17 protein-coding genes are annotated in these 16,527 nt (G+C 64.8%); 10 read left to right on the top strand and 7 right to left on the bottom strand.

Annotated elements, in window-relative coordinates:
* Nucleotides 1-50: 50 nt before the first annotated feature.
* The 5 genes from AB5K84_RS14665 to AB5K84_RS14685 form a co-directional block, all read right to left on the bottom strand.
* Nucleotides 51-665, bottom strand: a complete 615-nt coding sequence (locus AB5K84_RS14665; RefSeq protein ID WP_110116824.1) for a hypothetical protein — start codon at nucleotides 663-665, stop codon at nucleotides 51-53.
* A complete protein-coding gene (locus tag AB5K84_RS14670; RefSeq protein ID WP_110116823.1) occupies nucleotides 662-1,510 on the bottom strand; it encodes an ABC transporter permease in 849 nt (282 codons plus the stop codon). The genes AB5K84_RS14665 and AB5K84_RS14670 overlap by 4 nt, the downstream gene beginning before the upstream one ends.
* Nucleotides 1,507-2,316: an ABC transporter ATP-binding protein gene (locus AB5K84_RS14675; RefSeq protein ID WP_110116822.1), complete on the bottom strand. Its 810-nt coding sequence runs from the start codon at nucleotides 2,314-2,316 to the stop codon at nucleotides 1,507-1,509. Before AB5K84_RS14675 ends, AB5K84_RS14670 begins: the two co-directional genes overlap by 4 nt.
* Entirely contained in the window at nucleotides 2,313-3,281 is a 969-nt protein-coding gene (locus AB5K84_RS14680; protein WP_028174379.1) for a YVTN family beta-propeller repeat protein, read from the bottom strand. Before AB5K84_RS14680 ends, AB5K84_RS14675 begins: the two co-directional genes overlap by 4 nt.
* A 191-nt stretch (nucleotides 3,282-3,472) precedes the next feature.
* Nucleotides 3,473-4,654 carry an ABC transporter substrate-binding protein gene (locus tag AB5K84_RS14685; protein ID WP_110116820.1) on the bottom strand — a complete coding sequence of 394 codons (1,182 nt, stop codon included), beginning with the start codon at nucleotides 4,652-4,654 and terminating at the stop codon, nucleotides 3,473-3,475.
* 59 nt (nucleotides 4,655-4,713) lie between these two features.
* Between AB5K84_RS14685 and AB5K84_RS14690 the strand changes: the two genes are divergently transcribed.
* The gene (locus AB5K84_RS14690; protein ID WP_110116819.1) at nucleotides 4,714-5,283 is read left to right on the top strand and encodes a DUF3280 domain-containing protein; all 570 of its coding nucleotides are present in this window, start codon (nucleotides 4,714-4,716) and stop codon (nucleotides 5,281-5,283) included.
* 138 nt (nucleotides 5,284-5,421) lie between these two features.
* On the opposite strand, the gene fghA is transcribed toward AB5K84_RS14690, so the two are convergent.
* Together fghA and AB5K84_RS14700 are read right to left on the bottom strand one after the other, a co-directional pair.
* Complete coding sequence (gene fghA / locus AB5K84_RS14695; RefSeq protein WP_110116818.1) at nucleotides 5,422-6,267, bottom strand: S-formylglutathione hydrolase; 846 nt, start codon at nucleotides 6,265-6,267, stop codon at nucleotides 5,422-5,424.
* A gap of 77 nt (nucleotides 6,268-6,344) precedes the next feature.
* Complete coding sequence (locus AB5K84_RS14700; RefSeq protein WP_162603700.1) at nucleotides 6,345-6,965, bottom strand: response regulator; 621 nt, start codon at nucleotides 6,963-6,965, stop codon at nucleotides 6,345-6,347.
* 209 nt (nucleotides 6,966-7,174) lie between these two features.
* Between AB5K84_RS14700 and AB5K84_RS14705 the strand changes: the two genes are divergently transcribed.
* From AB5K84_RS14705 to AB5K84_RS14745, 9 genes are all read left to right on the top strand, one after another.
* Nucleotides 7,175-8,533, top strand: a complete 1,359-nt coding sequence (locus AB5K84_RS14705; protein ID WP_441232532.1) for a histidine kinase — start codon at nucleotides 7,175-7,177, stop codon at nucleotides 8,531-8,533.
* 148 nt (nucleotides 8,534-8,681) lie between these two features.
* Complete coding sequence (locus AB5K84_RS14710; RefSeq protein WP_441232533.1) at nucleotides 8,682-11,156, top strand: TonB-dependent receptor; 2,475 nt, start codon at nucleotides 8,682-8,684, stop codon at nucleotides 11,154-11,156.
* A gap of 126 nt (nucleotides 11,157-11,282) precedes the next feature.
* The gene (locus AB5K84_RS14715; RefSeq protein ID WP_162603698.1) at nucleotides 11,283-11,582 is read left to right on the top strand and encodes a hypothetical protein; all 300 of its coding nucleotides are present in this window, start codon (nucleotides 11,283-11,285) and stop codon (nucleotides 11,580-11,582) included.
* A complete protein-coding gene (locus AB5K84_RS14720) occupies nucleotides 11,579-11,812 on the top strand; it encodes a hypothetical protein (RefSeq protein WP_027546492.1) in 234 nt (77 codons plus the stop codon). The genes AB5K84_RS14715 and AB5K84_RS14720 overlap by 4 nt, the downstream gene beginning before the upstream one ends.
* 240 nt (nucleotides 11,813-12,052) lie before the next feature.
* Entirely contained in the window at nucleotides 12,053-12,220 is a 168-nt protein-coding gene (locus AB5K84_RS14725; RefSeq protein WP_165448169.1) for a hypothetical protein, read from the top strand.
* 61 nt (nucleotides 12,221-12,281) lie between these two features.
* Complete coding sequence (locus AB5K84_RS14730; protein WP_162603697.1) at nucleotides 12,282-12,689, top strand: hypothetical protein; 408 nt, start codon at nucleotides 12,282-12,284, stop codon at nucleotides 12,687-12,689.
* 160 nt (nucleotides 12,690-12,849) lie between these two features.
* Nucleotides 12,850-14,313: a GH1 family beta-glucosidase gene (locus AB5K84_RS14735; RefSeq protein WP_162603696.1), complete on the top strand. Its 1,464-nt coding sequence runs from the start codon at nucleotides 12,850-12,852 to the stop codon at nucleotides 14,311-14,313.
* A 264-nt stretch (nucleotides 14,314-14,577) separates the two neighbouring features.
* Nucleotides 14,578-15,810 carry an acetyl-CoA C-acetyltransferase gene (locus AB5K84_RS14740; protein ID WP_110116812.1) on the top strand — a complete coding sequence of 411 codons (1,233 nt, stop codon included), beginning with the start codon at nucleotides 14,578-14,580 and terminating at the stop codon, nucleotides 15,808-15,810.
* Between the two features lie 344 nt (nucleotides 15,811-16,154).
* Nucleotides 16,155-16,457, top strand: a complete 303-nt coding sequence (locus tag AB5K84_RS14745) for an HU family DNA-binding protein (protein WP_008139488.1) — start codon at nucleotides 16,155-16,157, stop codon at nucleotides 16,455-16,457.
* Nucleotides 16,458-16,527 lie beyond the last annotated feature (70 nt).

The raw sequence follows: 16,527 nt of genomic DNA on the forward strand, positions 1-16,527 counted from the left end.
GTCGCAATGAGATCGCGGGAACTTCTGCGGAGCCGTCAGCGAGGTTGACGCTATTCCATTTCCTGCTGGATCACACGGCCGAGCGCGAACAGGCGCTGGTCGATCGCGGTCGGAACCTCGCAGACGAACCGCACCACCTTGTGGCGGTCCTCGAAAATGCGGGTCTTCCAGACCAGCTCGTTGCTGAGCGCCTCGACCTTGGCCTCGTCGCGCGGTGTCGCGCCCTGGAGTGCCTGGAGCTGAATTGTCTCGTCGCGGATCTTGTCGGCGGCGTCGCGCTGCTTGCGGCTGACCCGTTCGAGCCCGTTCATGACCTGCGAGCGCTGGGCGTTGAGGGTGTCGAACAGGCCGGCGAAGAGGAGCTTTGCGTTCGCGGTCTTGTCAGCGGCGGAGCCGGCCAGGAATTCCTTCACCGATTTCTCGGCCTCGTCCAGCGGCGTCTTGCGCGCCGACAGTTTTGAGACCAGCGCGCTGATCCTGGCATCGTCCTTCCACTTGGTCTGGACATCGTCGAGCGCCGGGCCGGCCCAGACGGCGGCGAGCGAGATCTCCGGCACTTTCGCCTGGGTGCAGGGCCAGTCCGGATAGCGCGGATCGGCCGCGCGCGCGGCCGTGCTCGCGGCGGCGAGCGCCAGAACGGCCATGGTCACGGTCCGAGCCTTCATCCTTCGCCTCCCGCAGGGCCCCGTCGCGCCAGCCCGCGCGAGGGATCATAGGCCAGAATCGCACCGATCATGAAGACGATTGTGCAGGTCGCAACCACCGCCAGCGAGATCCAGTTGATTTGCCCGTAGAGCGCAAAACGGATCAGTTCGACCGCATGGGTGAACGGATTAGCCTCACAGAGATAGTACAGATAAGGGCTGCCCTCCTGCACCCGCCAGAGCGGGTAGAGTGCGGAGGAGGCGAAGAACATCGGGAAAATCACGAAGTTCATCACGCCGGCGAAGTTTTCCAGCTGCTTGATGCCGGAGGAGATCAGCATGCCGAGCGAACCCAGCATCAGTCCGGACAGGATCAGCGCGGGCAGCACGGTGAAGTAGCCGGATGATGGCGGCGTGATGTCCCAGAACCAGGCGATCAAGAGGAACGCATAGACCTGGAGCAGCGACACCGCGGTGCCCGCCAGCAGCTTGCAGAACAGCAGGAAGCCGCGCGGCAGCGGACTCACCAGCAGCGTGCGCATATTGCCCATCTCGCGGTCATAGACCATCGAGAGCGAGGACTGCATGCCGTTGAAGAGCTGGATCATCGCCATCAGCCCCGGCGCGATATAGACCTCGTAGAGGATGTAGGTCTCGTAGGGCGGGATGATGGAGATGCCGAGCACCTGGCGGAAGCCGGCCGCGAAGATGAAGAGCCACACCAGGGGGCGCACCAGCGCCGAGACGAAGCGTTCGCGCTGATGCAGGAAGCGCAAGCCCTCACGCCAGACGATGCCGGTGAGGCAAGTCATGTACTCCTGGAACGAGAAGCCGCGCGGCGCCTCGCGCGTGGTGATGCTGCTCATACGCCGCCTCCCGGCACTACTTGCGCGCCGGTCAGGCGCATGAAGGCGGTGTTGACGTCCTGTGCGCCGGCTTCGGTGACGACGCGGCTCATCGGCCCCTGCGCCAGCACCTTGCCCTGGTGCAGCACCACGAGGTCGTCCCCGGCCATGATCTCGTCGAACAGATGCGTGGCCCAGAGCACGCCGATGCCTTGCTCGGTGACGAGCTGGCGGACGTGGCTGATGATATCGGCGCGCGCCTTGACGTCGAGGCCGACGGTCGGCTCGTCCAGCAGCAACAGGCGCGGCCGGTGCAGCAGCGCGCGTGCGATCTCCAGCCGCCGCATCTGGCCGCCGGAGAGATCGCGCACCTTGCTGCCGGCGCGCTCGGAGAGGCCGATGCGGCCGAGCAGTTCGGCGCTGCGCGCGGCCGCCTCGCGGCGGCTGATGCCGTGCAGCGCGGCGTGATAGAGCAGGTTCTGCGTCAGCGACAAATCGAGATCGAGCGTGCGCGGCTGGAACACGACGCCGAGCAGCCGCAGCGCCTCGCCGGGGCTCTTGCTGACGTCATGACCGAAGATGCCGACGCGGCCGGACTGGATGCCGAACAGCCGCGTGATGAGCGAGAACAGCGTGCTCTTGCCGGCGCCGTTGAGGCCGAGCAATGCGGTGAAGCTCGCGGGCTGCACGTTGAAGGAGACGTCCATCAACGCCCGGCGCGGGCCGTAGGCATGGCTGACGCCGTCGACCGACAGCGCCGGCACCGCCGCCGGATCTAGCTTCGGCGCGCTGTCGCGCGGCTCGGCGATGGAGGCGGGACTGGTCATGGCGCGATCGCGATGCCCCAGGGCAGTTCGCCCACCTGAATGGTCTTGATCACCTTCTGCGCGGCGACGTCGATCACGGAAACATCGTTCGACACGCCGTTGGTGGTGAGCAGGTATTTTTCGTCCGGCGTGAACGCCATGTGCCAGACCCGCTGCCCGACCAGCAGGTATTTCGTCACCTTCCGCGTCGCGACATCGACCACGGCGATACGGTTGGCGGGGCCGAGCGCGACGAAGGCGGTCTTGTCGTCCCTGGTCATGCCGATGCCGACTGGCTGGATGGCCTCTTTCCGCAGGCCCGGAATCTCGAACGTGACCTTGCCGATCACCTCGTGCTTCCCGGGATCGATAATCGAGACCGTACCGCCGATCTCCGAGGACACCCACAATTCGGAAGCGTCGTGCTTGAACTCCGCAAAGCGCGGCCGCGCGTCGACCAGCACGTTGGCGACGATCTGGCGCGAGGCGGTGTCGATGAAATGCGCCATGTTGGTCGTCTCGGACGTGTTGATCAGCGTCTTGCCGTCGGGGCTGATGGTCATGCCCTCGGGCTCGACGCCGACCTGGATGTCGCCGAGGCGGGCGCGCTTCTCGAGATCGATCACGGTCACCGTGTTGTCGTTCTCGTTGGCGACATAGAGGATCTTGCCGGCGGCATCCTGGGCGAACAATTCGGGGTCGGGGCCGGAGGGCAGGCTGTCCACCACGCTTTGCGTCTTGGCGTCGATCACCTGGATGGTGTCGTCGTCGCCGACCGCGACCATCACGAACTTGCCGTCGCGCGTGAAGTCGATGCCGCGCGGGCGCTGGCCGACCTTGATGGTCTTGGTCACCGTCCAGCTGTCGGTGTCGATCACCGAGACCGTGTTGCTCTTCTCGTTCGAGACATAGGCGATGTAGGCGTGCGCGGGCGCGGTCATGAGCGCCAGTCCAGAGAGAAGCCCAACACGCCACATGCGCGACATTCCGCTGCGGATTGGTTTCACCTCCCCCGCTTGCGGGGGAGGTCGCATCGCATCGATAGATGCGATGCGGGTGGGGGCTCGCTCCTCTTGGGGGCTCTCGCGCGCGGAGACACCCCCACCCCAACCCTCCCCCGCAAGCGGGAGAGGGGGCGCAGCGTCGTTGCGGCGAGGGCTCGATCTCATCACATCGCTCACTTCAATTTGCATTTGCTCTCCGGACGGTCGTAGCCGAGCGTATCGAGCTCGGAGACCTGGTGCAGAAAACCTTCCTGCGGCGACACCGACACCACCATGCGGCCGTCGACCAGCAGGATCGGCTGGCGCAGCTGGAGATTCCAGTCGCGCAGCGTCAGCCGCGTGCCCTTGAAGGCGGCGACGGAAAAATCCGGCCCCTTGATGAAATCTGCGACCTTTTTCACATCGCCGGAATTGGTGCGCGAGGTGGCTTCGCCAATCATCCGCACAGCCGTCCAGGCCTGCATGTCGAGCGCCGTCATCCGCCGCGAGTTCAGCTTGACGAAGCGGTTCTGCATCTGGATTGCGCCCCACTGGTCCTGCGCGGCGTCCCAGCTGCGCGGCACGAGGCCCGCCGAGCCGGCGACGGGCCGCGGATCCCAGGTGCGGTAGGGCAGATAGGCGCCGAACACCTCGCTCTCGTCGGCGGCGACCAGCACGTCGTAGCTAGGGGCCTGCTGCGTGAACACCGGCATCTGGCGCTGGATCAGCGTCACGCCTGAGTCGGTGCGGCGCGCTCCGCCGGCGTCTTCAAAGGTGCGCTCCTGCACGATCTTGGCGCCGAATCGTGTGGCCGTGCGCCTCAGCGCATCGGCGAACAGCTTGTCCTCGTCATGCGAGCCGACCACGAGCAGCCAGCGCTTCCACTGCTTCCACACCAGATACTGGCCGAGCGCGTCTGCCAGCATCGCGCGCGTCGGCGCGGTGTGGATGACATTGGCGCGGCAATCGGCCTCGCGCAGCCGCTCGTCGATCGCCCCGGCGTTGAACAGCAGCGTGCCGCGCTCGCGCAGGGCGTCGGCCACTTTCAGCAGCGCATCCGCAGGCAGATCGGCGATGATGAAGCCGTTCTTCTCGGCGAGCGCGGTCGCGGCCTGCACCAAGTCCTCGCCTTCCCTGATGCGGCGCTCCTCCAGTGCAAAGCGCTGGCCCAGGAATTTTCCGGTGGTGTTGTTGTCCTCGATGGCGAGGCGAGCGCCGGCGACGCCGTCATTCTCCGCGGGCTGCTCGACCAGCGACAGCGTCGATCTGGTGCCGGCGAGTCCGAGATAGCCGACGCCGATCATGACAGGGTCGGCCGCGAACGCGCTCGTCGCAGCAAGACCTAAGCCGATCAGGCCGACCAACCATCGGATCATGTTTCCTCCAGGCGTTCTCCCCGGCTTGACCGCCGATGGAGAATTGTCTCTGTTAAAGCATGACCGATTTGTCAGGGCATGCAACCCCGCATTTCGTCCTCGCGACGCGAGGCGGCGGAATCACGATCATGCGAGCGCTGCTATGTTTCGCCGCTTTGCTGTTGACGGGCTCAGTCGCGCTCGCCGATCCGCCGAAGCTCGCCGTGTTCGACTTCGAGCTGATCGACACCAGCCTGCCCGGCGAGTTCTACGGCTCCAAGCCCGAGCTGGTACGGCTGGATCACATCAGCGAGCAGCTGCGGACGGAGCTGGCTGATTCAGGCCGGTTCCAGGTGCTCGACATCGCGCCGGTCAGGGACGCCGCCCGTCACGCCAACTTACAGGCCTGCGGCGGCTGCGACCTCAAGCTCGCCGGGCAGCTGGGTGCCGACCTGGAGATCACCGGCATGGTGCAGAAGGTCTCGAACCTGATCATCAACCTCAACATCTACCTGCGCGACGTGAAGACCGGCAACATGATCACGGTGGCGAGCGCCGACATGCGCGGCAACACCGACGAATCCTGGACCCGCACGATGAGCTATCTGATCCGCAACCGGTTGCTGGCGCCGAATTACGGCAAGCCATGAGATCTTCGCCACTCCCCCCCTTGCGGGGAGAGGCCGGAATTTGCGCCACAAGTACAATTCTCACCGTCTCTGCCGAAGCAGCCCCTCACCCCAACCCTCTCCCCGTAAGTACGGGGAGAGGGGGAGGAGAGAGCGAGCTCACCCCTTCAATCTCTCCGCATGCCAGTTGAGATGATCGCCCATGAAGGTCGAGATGAAATAATAGCTGTGGTCGTAGCCCGCCTGCCGCCGCAGCGTCAGCGGGATGCTCGCTTTCGTGCAGGCGGCTTGCAGCAGCTCCGGCTTGAGCTGCTCCTTCAGGAAGTTGTCGGCATCGCCGACATCGACCAGGAAGCCCGAGTATTTCGCGCCATCCTCGATCAGCGCCACGGTGTCGTGGCTGCGCCAGTTGTCCTTGTTGGGCCCGAGATAGCCGGTCAGGGCCTTGATGCCCCAGGGCACCTGCGACGGCGCCACGATCGGCGCGAACGCGCTCGCCGCGCGATAGCGGTGCGGGTTGCGCAGCGCCACCGTCAGCGCGCCGTGGCCGCCCATCGAATGGCCCATCACCGACTGCCGCCTGGCATCGACCGGAAAGTTCTCGGCGACCAGCTTCGGCAGCTCGTCGGTGACATAGCTCCACATCCGATAGTTGCGCGCAAACGGCTCCTGCGTCGCGTCGACATAGAAGCCGGCCCCGAGGCCGAAATCATAGGAATTGTTGGGATCGCCCGGCACGTCCGGCCCGCGCGGCGAGGTGTCGGGCGCGACGAAGATCAGGCCAAGCTCGGCGCAGGCCTTGCGGAATTCGCCCTTCTCGGTGACGTTGGCATGCGTGCAGGTGAGTCCCGACAGATACCAGACCACGGGAAGCTTTGCGCCGTCCGCATGCGGGGGAACGTAGACCGAGAACACCATGTCGGTTCCGGTCGCCTGGCTCGCATGGCGGTATACGCCCTGCACGCCGCCGTAGGATTTATTGGTCGAGACAGTCTGAATCGTCATGCCCTAACTCCAGTGGCACTTAACCACATCAACATTGCAACGCTTGTGTGACCGAATTTGTGGCGGCTGCCCGCGCGTCAGGCGACGCCGCTGTCGATCGCCAGCCGCACCAGCTCGACCGAGGTCTTGACCCCGAGCTTCTGGCGCATGATCGACGAGGTGTTGGCGACCGTCTTGTAGGACGACTGCACTAGCCAGGCGATCTCGGACAGGCTCTTTCCGGCGCTGAGCAGCCGCAGGATCTCCATCTCGCGCGCGTTCAGCTTGGACAGCGGGCTTTGCGCCAGTGCCGGCCCGGCGAAGGCGATGCTGCGCGCGATCGCGCTCGGAAGATAAGTGCCGCCGCTTCCGACGGTGTGGATCGCCTCGACGAGATCGTCGGGGTCGCCGGTCTTGGAGACGTAGCCCTTGGCGCCGCATTCGATTGCGCGGGCGGCGAAAGCGGGGTCGTCGTTCATGCTGAACATGATGATGCGGGCCTCGGGCGCGCGCTCGAGGATGCGGCGCGCCAGCTCGAAGCCGGAGACGGTCGGCAGGTTGATGTCGATGACGCAGAGGTCGGGGCGCTCGACAATGAAGACGCACTCGCCGTCTTCGGCGTCGGCGGCCTCCAGGATCTCGATCTCGCCCTCGTCGGCCAGCACGGCACGGCAGCCGGAGGCAACAATGGGATGATCGTCGACGATCAGAATGCGCATAGGCGTTCCCCGCGACAGCGCGTTCCCTGTGACTGAACTTGCCTGTTTTGCGCCGCATGATACCGACAGGAGAGCCACGCGCGTCTCATGTCGCCTCATGCAACCCGGCCGGGATTGCTGTACGCTTTCGATTAGATATCGGGCGCTTCGCCTCTGTCAACGTCATCGGACAGGTGCGGGTCAAGCTTCGCGAGGCACAGGCGACACCAATGTGGCAAAATCTATCCTTGCGCGCGCGCATCAACCTGCTGCTGGCGCTTCTGCTGGCGCTGGGGCTCGCCGTCAACATCGGCCGCCAGGTCACGGAGGCGGGGCCGCGGGTGCAGGCCGAGGACCAGAGCGTGATCCGGCTCGCGCGCGAGTTCATCGAGATGATCGTGGCGGACCTGAACGAGGCGCCCGATCCGGATGCGAGGCTGAACCAGATCGCGCGCGATCTCAGCCGGCTGCGTCATGTCAGCATCGCGCTTCATGATTCCGGCGGGAACCCGCTGACGCCGCCCCGGCCCGACGCCGATGACGACACGCGCGGGCCGCCGGCCTGGTTCGTCAGCCTGGTTCATCCCGACCAGACCGCGGTCAGCGTGCCCGTCTCGATCCATGGCAAGCCCGGCTCGCTGCGGATCACCTCGCATCCGGACGACGAGATCGCCGAGATATGGGACGGCATCGTGACCCAGCTCGAGGTCGGCTCGGTGATCGCGCTCGCGCTCTTCCTGGTGATGATGACGGTGGTCGGGCGGGCGCTGGCGCCGCTCCAGTCGCTGGCGGAGGCGATGACCGAGCTAGAGGGCGGGCACTATGAGGCGCGCGTCGCGCCGGGCGGCGCGCCCGAGCTCGCCGCGATCTGCACCAAGCTCAACCATCTTGCGGCAACCCTCGGTGAGGCGGTCGAGGACAAGCGGCGGCTCGCCGAGCGCGCGGTGTCGCTCCAGGACGTGGAGCGCAAGGAGATCGCGCGCGAGCTGCATGACGAGTTCGGGCCGTATCTGTTTTCGCTGCGCGCGCATGCCAGCGCGCTGGCGAAACAGGCGGATGGACGCGCGCCGAGCGCGGACGCCGTGCGAAAACACGGCAGCGCCATGCTGGAACAGATCAACGCGCTCCAGCAATTCACCCGCCGCGTGCTGGAGCGGCTGCGGCCCGTCGGCCTCGCCGAGCTTGGCCTCGGCCAGGCACTCGAATCGCTGTCGCGGCTGTGGCGGGAGTCGCATCCCGACGTCACGATCCAGACCACGATCGCGTCCGGGCTCGGGGCGACGGGAGAGACCGCCGACCTCACCATCTACCGCGTCGTGCAGGAAGCGCTCACCAACGTGTTCCGTCATGCCGGCGCGACCGCGGTCAATGTCGTCATCGAGCCGGCGGAGCAGCTCACGCGCGATGGCCGCTTCTGTGCCCGGGTGCGGGTCAGCGACAATGGCCGCGGCATGGAGCCAGGCCAGAAGCTCGGCTTCGGCCTCGTCGGCATGCGCGAGCGGATTCTGGCGCTGGGCGGCACGCTCAACGTCGTCTCCGGCGACGGCGGCTTGACCGTCGAGGCGCTGGTGCCGACGGCGGCGGCCTGATCGGGAAAAATTCCCGATTTGGTCGGGAAAACGGGTGCGGATATTGCCCGATCTTTTGTGGCTGGCGCGTGAGCTTGTGCCGAATACACTCGTCTCGACCAAACGGCGAAAATCAAAACAGCCGGTGGTCACGGATGGGAAGGCTGGGATGGTCAAGCGTCTTTGGTTCAAGCGTCATTTGTTGATGGCCTCGGTTTCGACAGGGCTGCTGTCGGGGGTGGTCGTTGCGGGCCCTGCCGGGGCCGCGCAGAATGAGGAGACCAACGTTCAGAACCTGCCGCCGGTCGAGGTGACGGCGCCGCCGCCCGCGACGACAAGGCGCAACGTGCCGTCGCGGCCGGTGGCGCAAGCAGTAGCATCGTCGTCGACCCGCCCCAAGACGCGCATCTACGTCTACCCGACCGCGCCGGGCACCGGCAGGGGTCTCGATGTCGACAAGGTTCCGTCGGCCATCAACGCCGTCGATGCCAACCAGATCAAGCGGACCGGCTCGCTCAACGTCACCGACGCGCTGCGCGACAACATCGCCGGCGTAAATATCACCGAAGTCACCGGCAATCCGTTTCAGCCGGATGTCGAATTCCGCGGCTTCGTTGCCTCGCCAGTGACGGGCACGCCGCAGGGCCTTGCCGTGTACCAGAACGGCGTCCGCATCAACGAAGCCTTCTCGGACGCGGTCAACTGGGACCTGATCCCGACCGCCGCGATCAGGTCGGTGACGCTGGTGACCAACAATCCCGCCTTCGGCCTCAACGCGCTCGGCGGGGCCCTCAATCTGCAGATGAAGGACGGCTTCACCTATCAGGGGGCCGAGCTCGACGTCATGGGCGGCTCGTTCGGCCGCATCCAGGGCTCGGCGCAATGGGGCAAGCAGGTCGACAAGAATTACGGCGTCTACGCCGCGCTCGAAGGCCTGCACGACAACGGCTTCCGCAATTTCTCGCAATCTGACGTGCGGCGCTTCTACGGCGACGTCGGCTACAAGGCCGGCGACAGCGAATTCCACGCCAACATGGGCATCGCCAAGAACGATTTCGGGGCCAGTGCCACCGTTCCGGCCGAGCTGCTCGACAAGTATTGGGGCGCGACCTACACGACGCCGCAGACCACAAGCAACCGCGTCGGCTATCTCAATTTCACCGGAAAGGTCGATGCGACGCCGACCTGGACGCTGGAAGGCACCGCGCATCTGCGCAGATACGAGCAGAAGCTGGTCGACGGCAACCCGACCGATGTGCAGGAATGCGGTGCGGATCCAACGCTGCTTTGCTTCGGCAATGACACCACGCCCGCGAACGGTACCAACGGCGTGCAGCTCGCCAATCCTTTTGCGCCGGGAACGATCCTCGGCGAGATCGACCGCAGCTCGATACGGTCGACCAGCTTCGGCGTGTCGGGGCAGGCCACCAACACCGATCAACTGTTCGGGCACGACAATCGTTTCGTGATGGGCACAAGCTACGACGCCAGTGTCACGCGCTACAATGCGACCGCCGAGATCGGCACGATGGGAGAAGACTACGTCGTCAGCGGCAGCGGCATCTTCCTGGGACCGACCGGCGTACCTGACACCGTCGCAGGTCCGGTCTCGCTGCGGACCGTCAATCAGTATAACGGCCTCTACGCGATGGACACGTTCAACGTCACGGATGCGCTCGCCATCACCGGCGGCGGCCGCTTCAACGTGGCGCGCATTACGCTGGAGGATCAGCTCGGCACCAGTCTCAACGGCGATCACACCTTCACCCGCTTCAATCCGGTGATCGGCGGCACCTACAAGATCACGCCGGAGCTGACGGCCTATGCCGGCTATTCCGAGGCCAACCGCGTGCCGACGCCACTCGAGCTCGGCTGCGCCGACCCGGTCCGGCCCTGCCTGCTCGCGGCGTTTCTGGTTTCGGACCCGCCGCTGAATCAGGTCGTGTCCAAGACCATGGAGGCAGGTCTGCGCGGCACCAAGGAGCTGAACATCGGTACGCTCGGATGGAAGATCGGCGGCTTCCGCGCCACCAATTATGACGACATCGTCGCCGTTCCTGCGGTCGGACGCACCGGCTTCGGCTATTTCACCAATGTCGGCAGGACGCGGCGTCAGGGGCTCGAGGCCGAGGTCAACATCAAGTCGCCCACGCTCCAGTTCCAGGCGAGCTATGCGTTCGTCGACGCACGCTATCTCGACGCTTTCGAGCTCGGCTCCGAAAGTCCGTTCAGGGATCCCGTGACCGAGACCATCCAGGTCCTGCCCGGCGACCAGATTCCCGCGATCCCGCGCCACCGGGTCAAGGTCGGCATCGACTACAACGTCACCGACGTCTGGAAAGTCGGGGGCAATGCGCTGTTCGTCTCGAGCCAGTATTTCGTCGGCGACGAGTCCAACCAGTATTCGAAGCTGCCGTCCTACACCGTGTTCAATCTCCACACCTCGTACCAGGTCGCGAAGAACATCCAGCTCTATGGCAAGGTCGACAACATCTTCGACAAGCGTTACGCGACCTACGGACAGTTCTTCGACCGCGAAGCCTTGCCCAACTTCACCAATGGTGGCGCAGAATTCACCGACCCGCGCTCGCTGAGCCCGGCAAGGCCGCGCGCGTTCTATGCGGGGATGCGGGTGACATTCTGAGTTCGGCGGATCGACCTTTCGCCAGGCTCGTGATGGGGTGTCGGCACCGACCTGTTCTACCTTAGGCCGATTGACACAATGTTCATGATTTGTTCTTATGCTGGCCGTCCAGCCAGGGAGCGAGCCATGGACAACCGCATCAATGAAATCCGTAGAGTCATCAGAGCGTTACGTGTCAGCATGCGTGAGGCTGAAGCGATCATGCATGAACAGATCAACCGGGACGAGGACTGCACTTTCGTGGCCCACGAGGTCATGAAGATGCGCACGGTGATGAGCGGGCTCGTCCAGGAGCGAGCCGCCCTTGGTGACACCGACCCGATTGTCGTCGCCAGCCTCTTCATTCCCCGCCGGCGGCCGACGCCGCCGCGCGTCCATGCCGAGAAGCGCCGTCTTGTCCCGCCGCGAGAGGTGGCACGGGCATGAAGGGGGAGAGGCCGACCTACTTCTCCGACATGCAGGAGCCGCCGGAATTCCTGAAGGCGCTCGATCATGCGCGGCGCCTGTCTTGCTACGAAGGCTGGTGCCGGATGCACATCGAGGCCATCCAGGTCGCGATCGATCAATACGCGGAGGCGGCTCTCGGCAATCGGGAGTTCTTCCTCAACAAGCCGCACAGCATCGGCGGGAGTCGCAAGGCCGGCGACGTGCCGTGACATCGTGGATTCGCTTGGGCCTCAATCTTTCGCAAGCGTGAACTCGACGCGCGATCTGCAGACGGGAGGTTGGAGCGGCACGATCTACCCCCGGCTCAGCCGTTCGCGCAGAAACTCGATGAAGCGCTGCGTCTTGGCGCCCGACGGCTCTTAACGGACCGGAAACCATGGCAAATGATCCGAAAATTTTAACGAAACTGTTTGGCTGTCTGCGCGTCGGTTTGCCGGAGGGCCCGTCTGATGACAGAGCACCAGTTGAGAGAGCAGGAATCCCGGATCGCGCGTTATCGGCATCTGGAACGGGAAGTGACCGACCCGCTTGCCGCGTGTCTGCTTCATAGCATCATCGAGGATCTTGAAGCCGAGCTGCGCAGGGACCGACCGGATTGGCACGGGCCGCGCGATTAACGCTTTCTTAGCGCTAATCATGCGGATTGTTTGCGGGGGACTACCAGGGGAGACGGCTCCCATGCTGAAGGATGGCACCTACACGGCGTGGTACAAGACGCCCCTCGATCAGGGGACGGGTATCGTCCATGTCGCAGACGGCCAGATTTGGGGCCGTGACAGCCTGATGACGTATCACGGCTCCTGCCAGGTCGACGGCGATCGCTTCACCGCAACCGTGTTGACGAAACGTCATACCGATGGACGTGCGACGGTCTTCGGCGTCGATGATGAACTCACGCTGGACATCGAGGGACACTGCCCCGGCAAGATCGCGACTTACACGGCGACGGCGCAACAAGTGCCGGGAATGATCCTCCATGGAACGCTCATTCTGACGGAACAGAAGCCGGCGGCACCTGAACAAGCCGGACAGGTCCCTGCGTTCAATCCCCGCAAGCTTCCAAAGCTTCCCAAGCGCTCGCGCTGATCGCGGGAGCGCTTCGCCGGCCGGCCGGGTCGCCCGCATCCTTATGTCGCGGCCCGGGCGGCGCAATTCTGCATCCGACCTTCCTCAAAGCTCGCTTCTCAAACCGCCCGCGACCGGTCATTGTGCCGCCGCACCAGCATCATCCCAGGGGCAGCATCACATGTCGGACAAGGTCTCGCGTCGCCAGTTTGCCGCGCTGGCGGGATTGTCCGCGGCGGCAATCGCAAACCCTCTGGACGGCGCCGACGCCAAGCCGGCGGCCGCTGCCTCGCGCGACAGCGGCTTTCCGGAAGGCTTTCTCTGGGGCACGGCGACCTCGTCCTACCAGGTCGAGGGCGCCGTCAACGAGGACGGGCGAGGGGCCTCGATCTGGGACAGGTTCGTCCGCATCCCCGGCAAGATCGAGGACGGCTCGACCGGGGATCGCGCCAACGAGCACTATCACCGCTACAAGGAGGATATCGCGCTCATCAAGGAGCTTGGCTGCAAGGCCTACCGCTTCTCGATCGCATGGCCGCGGGTGTTTCCCGACGGCGACGGCAAGCCGAACCCCGGGGGCCTCGACTTCTACAATCGCCTGGTCGACGAGCTGCTCAAGAACGGCATCGAGCCGTGGATGACACTCTATCATTGGGACTTGCCGCAATCGCTCCAGGACCGCTTTGGCGGCTGGCGCTCGACGGAGACCTGCAAGATCTTCGGCGACTATGCCGCCTATGTCGCCGAGCGTCTGACCGACCGCGTCAAGAACGTGTTCACGCTGAACGAGAGCGGCCGCTTCGTGCAGTTCGGCTATGGCCTCGGCATCGATGCGCCCGGCGTGACGCTGCCGCAAGGAGAGGTCAACCAGGTCAGGCACAACAGCGGGCTCGCGCATGGGCTCGCGGTGCAGGCGGTGCGCGCCCATGGCCGCCGCGGCACCAGGATCGGGCCGGCCGAGAACATCGACGTCTGCGTTCCCGCGATCGACACGCCCGAGCATGTCCGCGCCGCCGAGATCGCGCTACGCGAGATGAACGCGGGTTATCTCAACGTCATCATGACCGGCAGCTACACCGAGGCCTTCCTGAAATACGCCGGCGCCAATGCGCCGAAATACACCGACGCGGAGCTGAAGATCATCTCCTCGCCGGTCGACTTCCTCGGTCTCAACATCTACGCGCCGCAGAACTATGTGGTGCCGTCCGACCAGGGCGCCGGCTTCATGCCGCTGCCGATCCCGAAATCCTTTCCGCACATGAACTCGGACTGGCTCCGCGTGGCGCCGGAGACGATCTACTGGGTGCCGAAGCTGGCGGCCAAGATCTGGAAGACGGATGCGATCTACATCAGCGAGAACGGCACCTCCGGTGACGACGTGGTGACGCCAGACGGCAAGATCTACGACACCGACCGCATCATGTACCTGCGCAACTATCTCGCCCAGCTCCAGCGCGCCACCGCCGAAGGCGTGCCGGTGCGCGGCTATTTCCTCTGGAGCCTGATGGACAACTTTGAATGGGTGTTCGGGCTGAGCAAGCGCTTCGGGCTCTATCACGTCAATTTCGACACCCAGGTCCGTACGCCAAAGCTCAGCGCGAGCTACTACCGCAACGTGATCGCGAGGAACGCGGCGGGGGTGTAGCTGCGGTCTCGGTGCCTTCGCCTCTCCCCGCGTGCGGGGAGAGGCCGGAATTTGCGGCAGCAAATTCCGGGTGAGGGGGACTCTCCGCGAGTCCATCTGTCACCGTCCTTGCCGAAGCTCCCCCTCACCCGGATTTTCCGCTGCGCGTAAAATCCGGCCTCTCCCCGCAAGCGGGGAGAGGCGAAGGGGAGGCACCGCGCATTGACTCAACTCTCCCCCTGATTCACAACGCCTCTCAACACTCATAACAAGAGGACAACGCCAATGGCTGACGCGCTGATCATCGATACCTGCCGGACACCGCGGGGCGTCGGCAAGGCCGGCAAGGGAGCGCTCTCGGGCATTCATCCGCAGCAACTCGGCGCAACCGTGCTGCGCGCGCTCGCCGATCGCACCGGCATCAATACCGCCGACGTCGACGACATCGTCTGGGGCTGCAGCGCGCAGGTCGCAACACAAAGCGGCGATCTCGGCCGGATGTCGGCGCTCGATGCCGGCTACGACGTGCGCGCCAGCGCGGTGACGCTCGACCGCTTCTGCGGAAGCGGCATCACCAGCGTCAACATGGCGGCATCCTCGATCATGGCGGGCGCCGAAGACCTCGTCATCGCCGGCGGCTGCGAGATGATGTCGATGGAGGGACGCCGCGGCGGCGGTCCGATGATGATGGACGGCGGCAATCTGCGCCTGCGTGCGCGGCATCCGCAGTCGCATCAGGGCGTCTGCGCCGATGCGATAGCAACCATGGAAGGCATCACGCGACGGGACGTCGACGCGCTCGGGCTGGAGAGCCAGAAGCGCGCCGCGCATGCGATCGCGAACGGGCACTTCAAGAAGAGCCTCGTGCCGGTTCATCGCGAGGACGGCAGCCTCGCGCTCGACCACGAAGAGTATCCGCGGCCGCAGACCACGATGGAAGGCCTGAGCGCGCTGAAGCCCGCATTTCCCGCGATCGCGGATTATGCGCTCGACGACAAGGGCACGACCTATCGCGGCCTGATCCTGCAGAAATATCCGGATCTGAACATCGACTTCGTGCACCACGCCGGCAATTCATCCGGCGTCGTCGACGGTGCCGCCGCGATCCTCCTGGCCTCGCCGGCCTACGCCAAGGCGCATGGCCTTAAAGCCCGCGCTCGCGTGGTGGCGATGGCGAACATGGGGGACTCGCCGACGCTGATGCTGAATGCGCCGGTGCCGGCGACGCGCAAGGTGCTGGCGAAGGCGGGGCTCACCATCGACGACATCGACCTGTTCGAGATCAACGAGGCCTTTGCGGTGGTCGCGGAAAAATACATCCGCGACCTCAAGCTCGACCGCGCCAAGGTCAACGTCAATGGCGGCTCGATCGCGCTCGGCCATCCCATCGGCGCGACCGGCTCGATCCTGATCGGCACCGTGCTCGACGAGCTCGAGCGGCGCGACCTGAAGCGCGGCCTCGTCACCATGTGTGCCGCCGGCGGCATGGCGCCCGCCATCATTATCGAGCGGGTCTAGCCGACGCCTCCTCAGCTCTCCCCGCAAAAACGGGGAGAGGGAGCGGCTGCGGTGCAATCCGACCCTTATTTTCTAGGGTGAAACGCACCCCTCCTTGCACAAAGAGGCCGGTCGTCGCTTGTCGAAAGCAGCGAATCAGCTTTAGCAAGGCTGCGTGCGGGCCTTTGAAACAAGGTAAAATCCGCTGCCCGAGGCTCCTCCGGCTCCGGAAGTAGCTAAAAAGCAGGGTTTTTTGCCACAGGGGGCCAAAAAAGCCCGTAAAATCGCGACATAACTGTGCAGAAGGCTCTAGGCCTTCGCCGGTTGGTCTAATATGCAACCGGCAACGAATCAGAGGAGACACGATGCCAGCCCAAATGTCCAAATCGCAGTTGATCGAAAAGATTGCGACCGCCACCGAGCTTTCCAAGCGCGACGTCAAGAGCGTCATGGAGACGCTGACCGACGTCGGTCACAAGGAGCTCAAGAAGAACGGCCTGTTCCTGGTGCCGGGCTTCGCCAAGTTCGTGGTCATCAAGAAGCCCGCGACCAAGGCGCGCAAGGGCACCAACCCGTTCACGGGTGAAGAGATGATGTTCAAGGCCAAGCCGGCCCGGAAGATCGTCCGCGCCCGCCCGGTCAAGGCTGCCAAGGACGCCGTGGCCTGATAAAGCAAAGGCCCCCTCGAAAAGAGGGGGCCTTTTGTGTTCGACGACCGCGAGGGCTGAAACGGAGGGG

This window comes from Bradyrhizobium sp. 1200_D9_N1_1, assembly GCF_052075915.1.
GTDB classification, from domain to species: Bacteria; Pseudomonadota; Alphaproteobacteria; order Rhizobiales; family Xanthobacteraceae; genus Bradyrhizobium; species Bradyrhizobium diazoefficiens.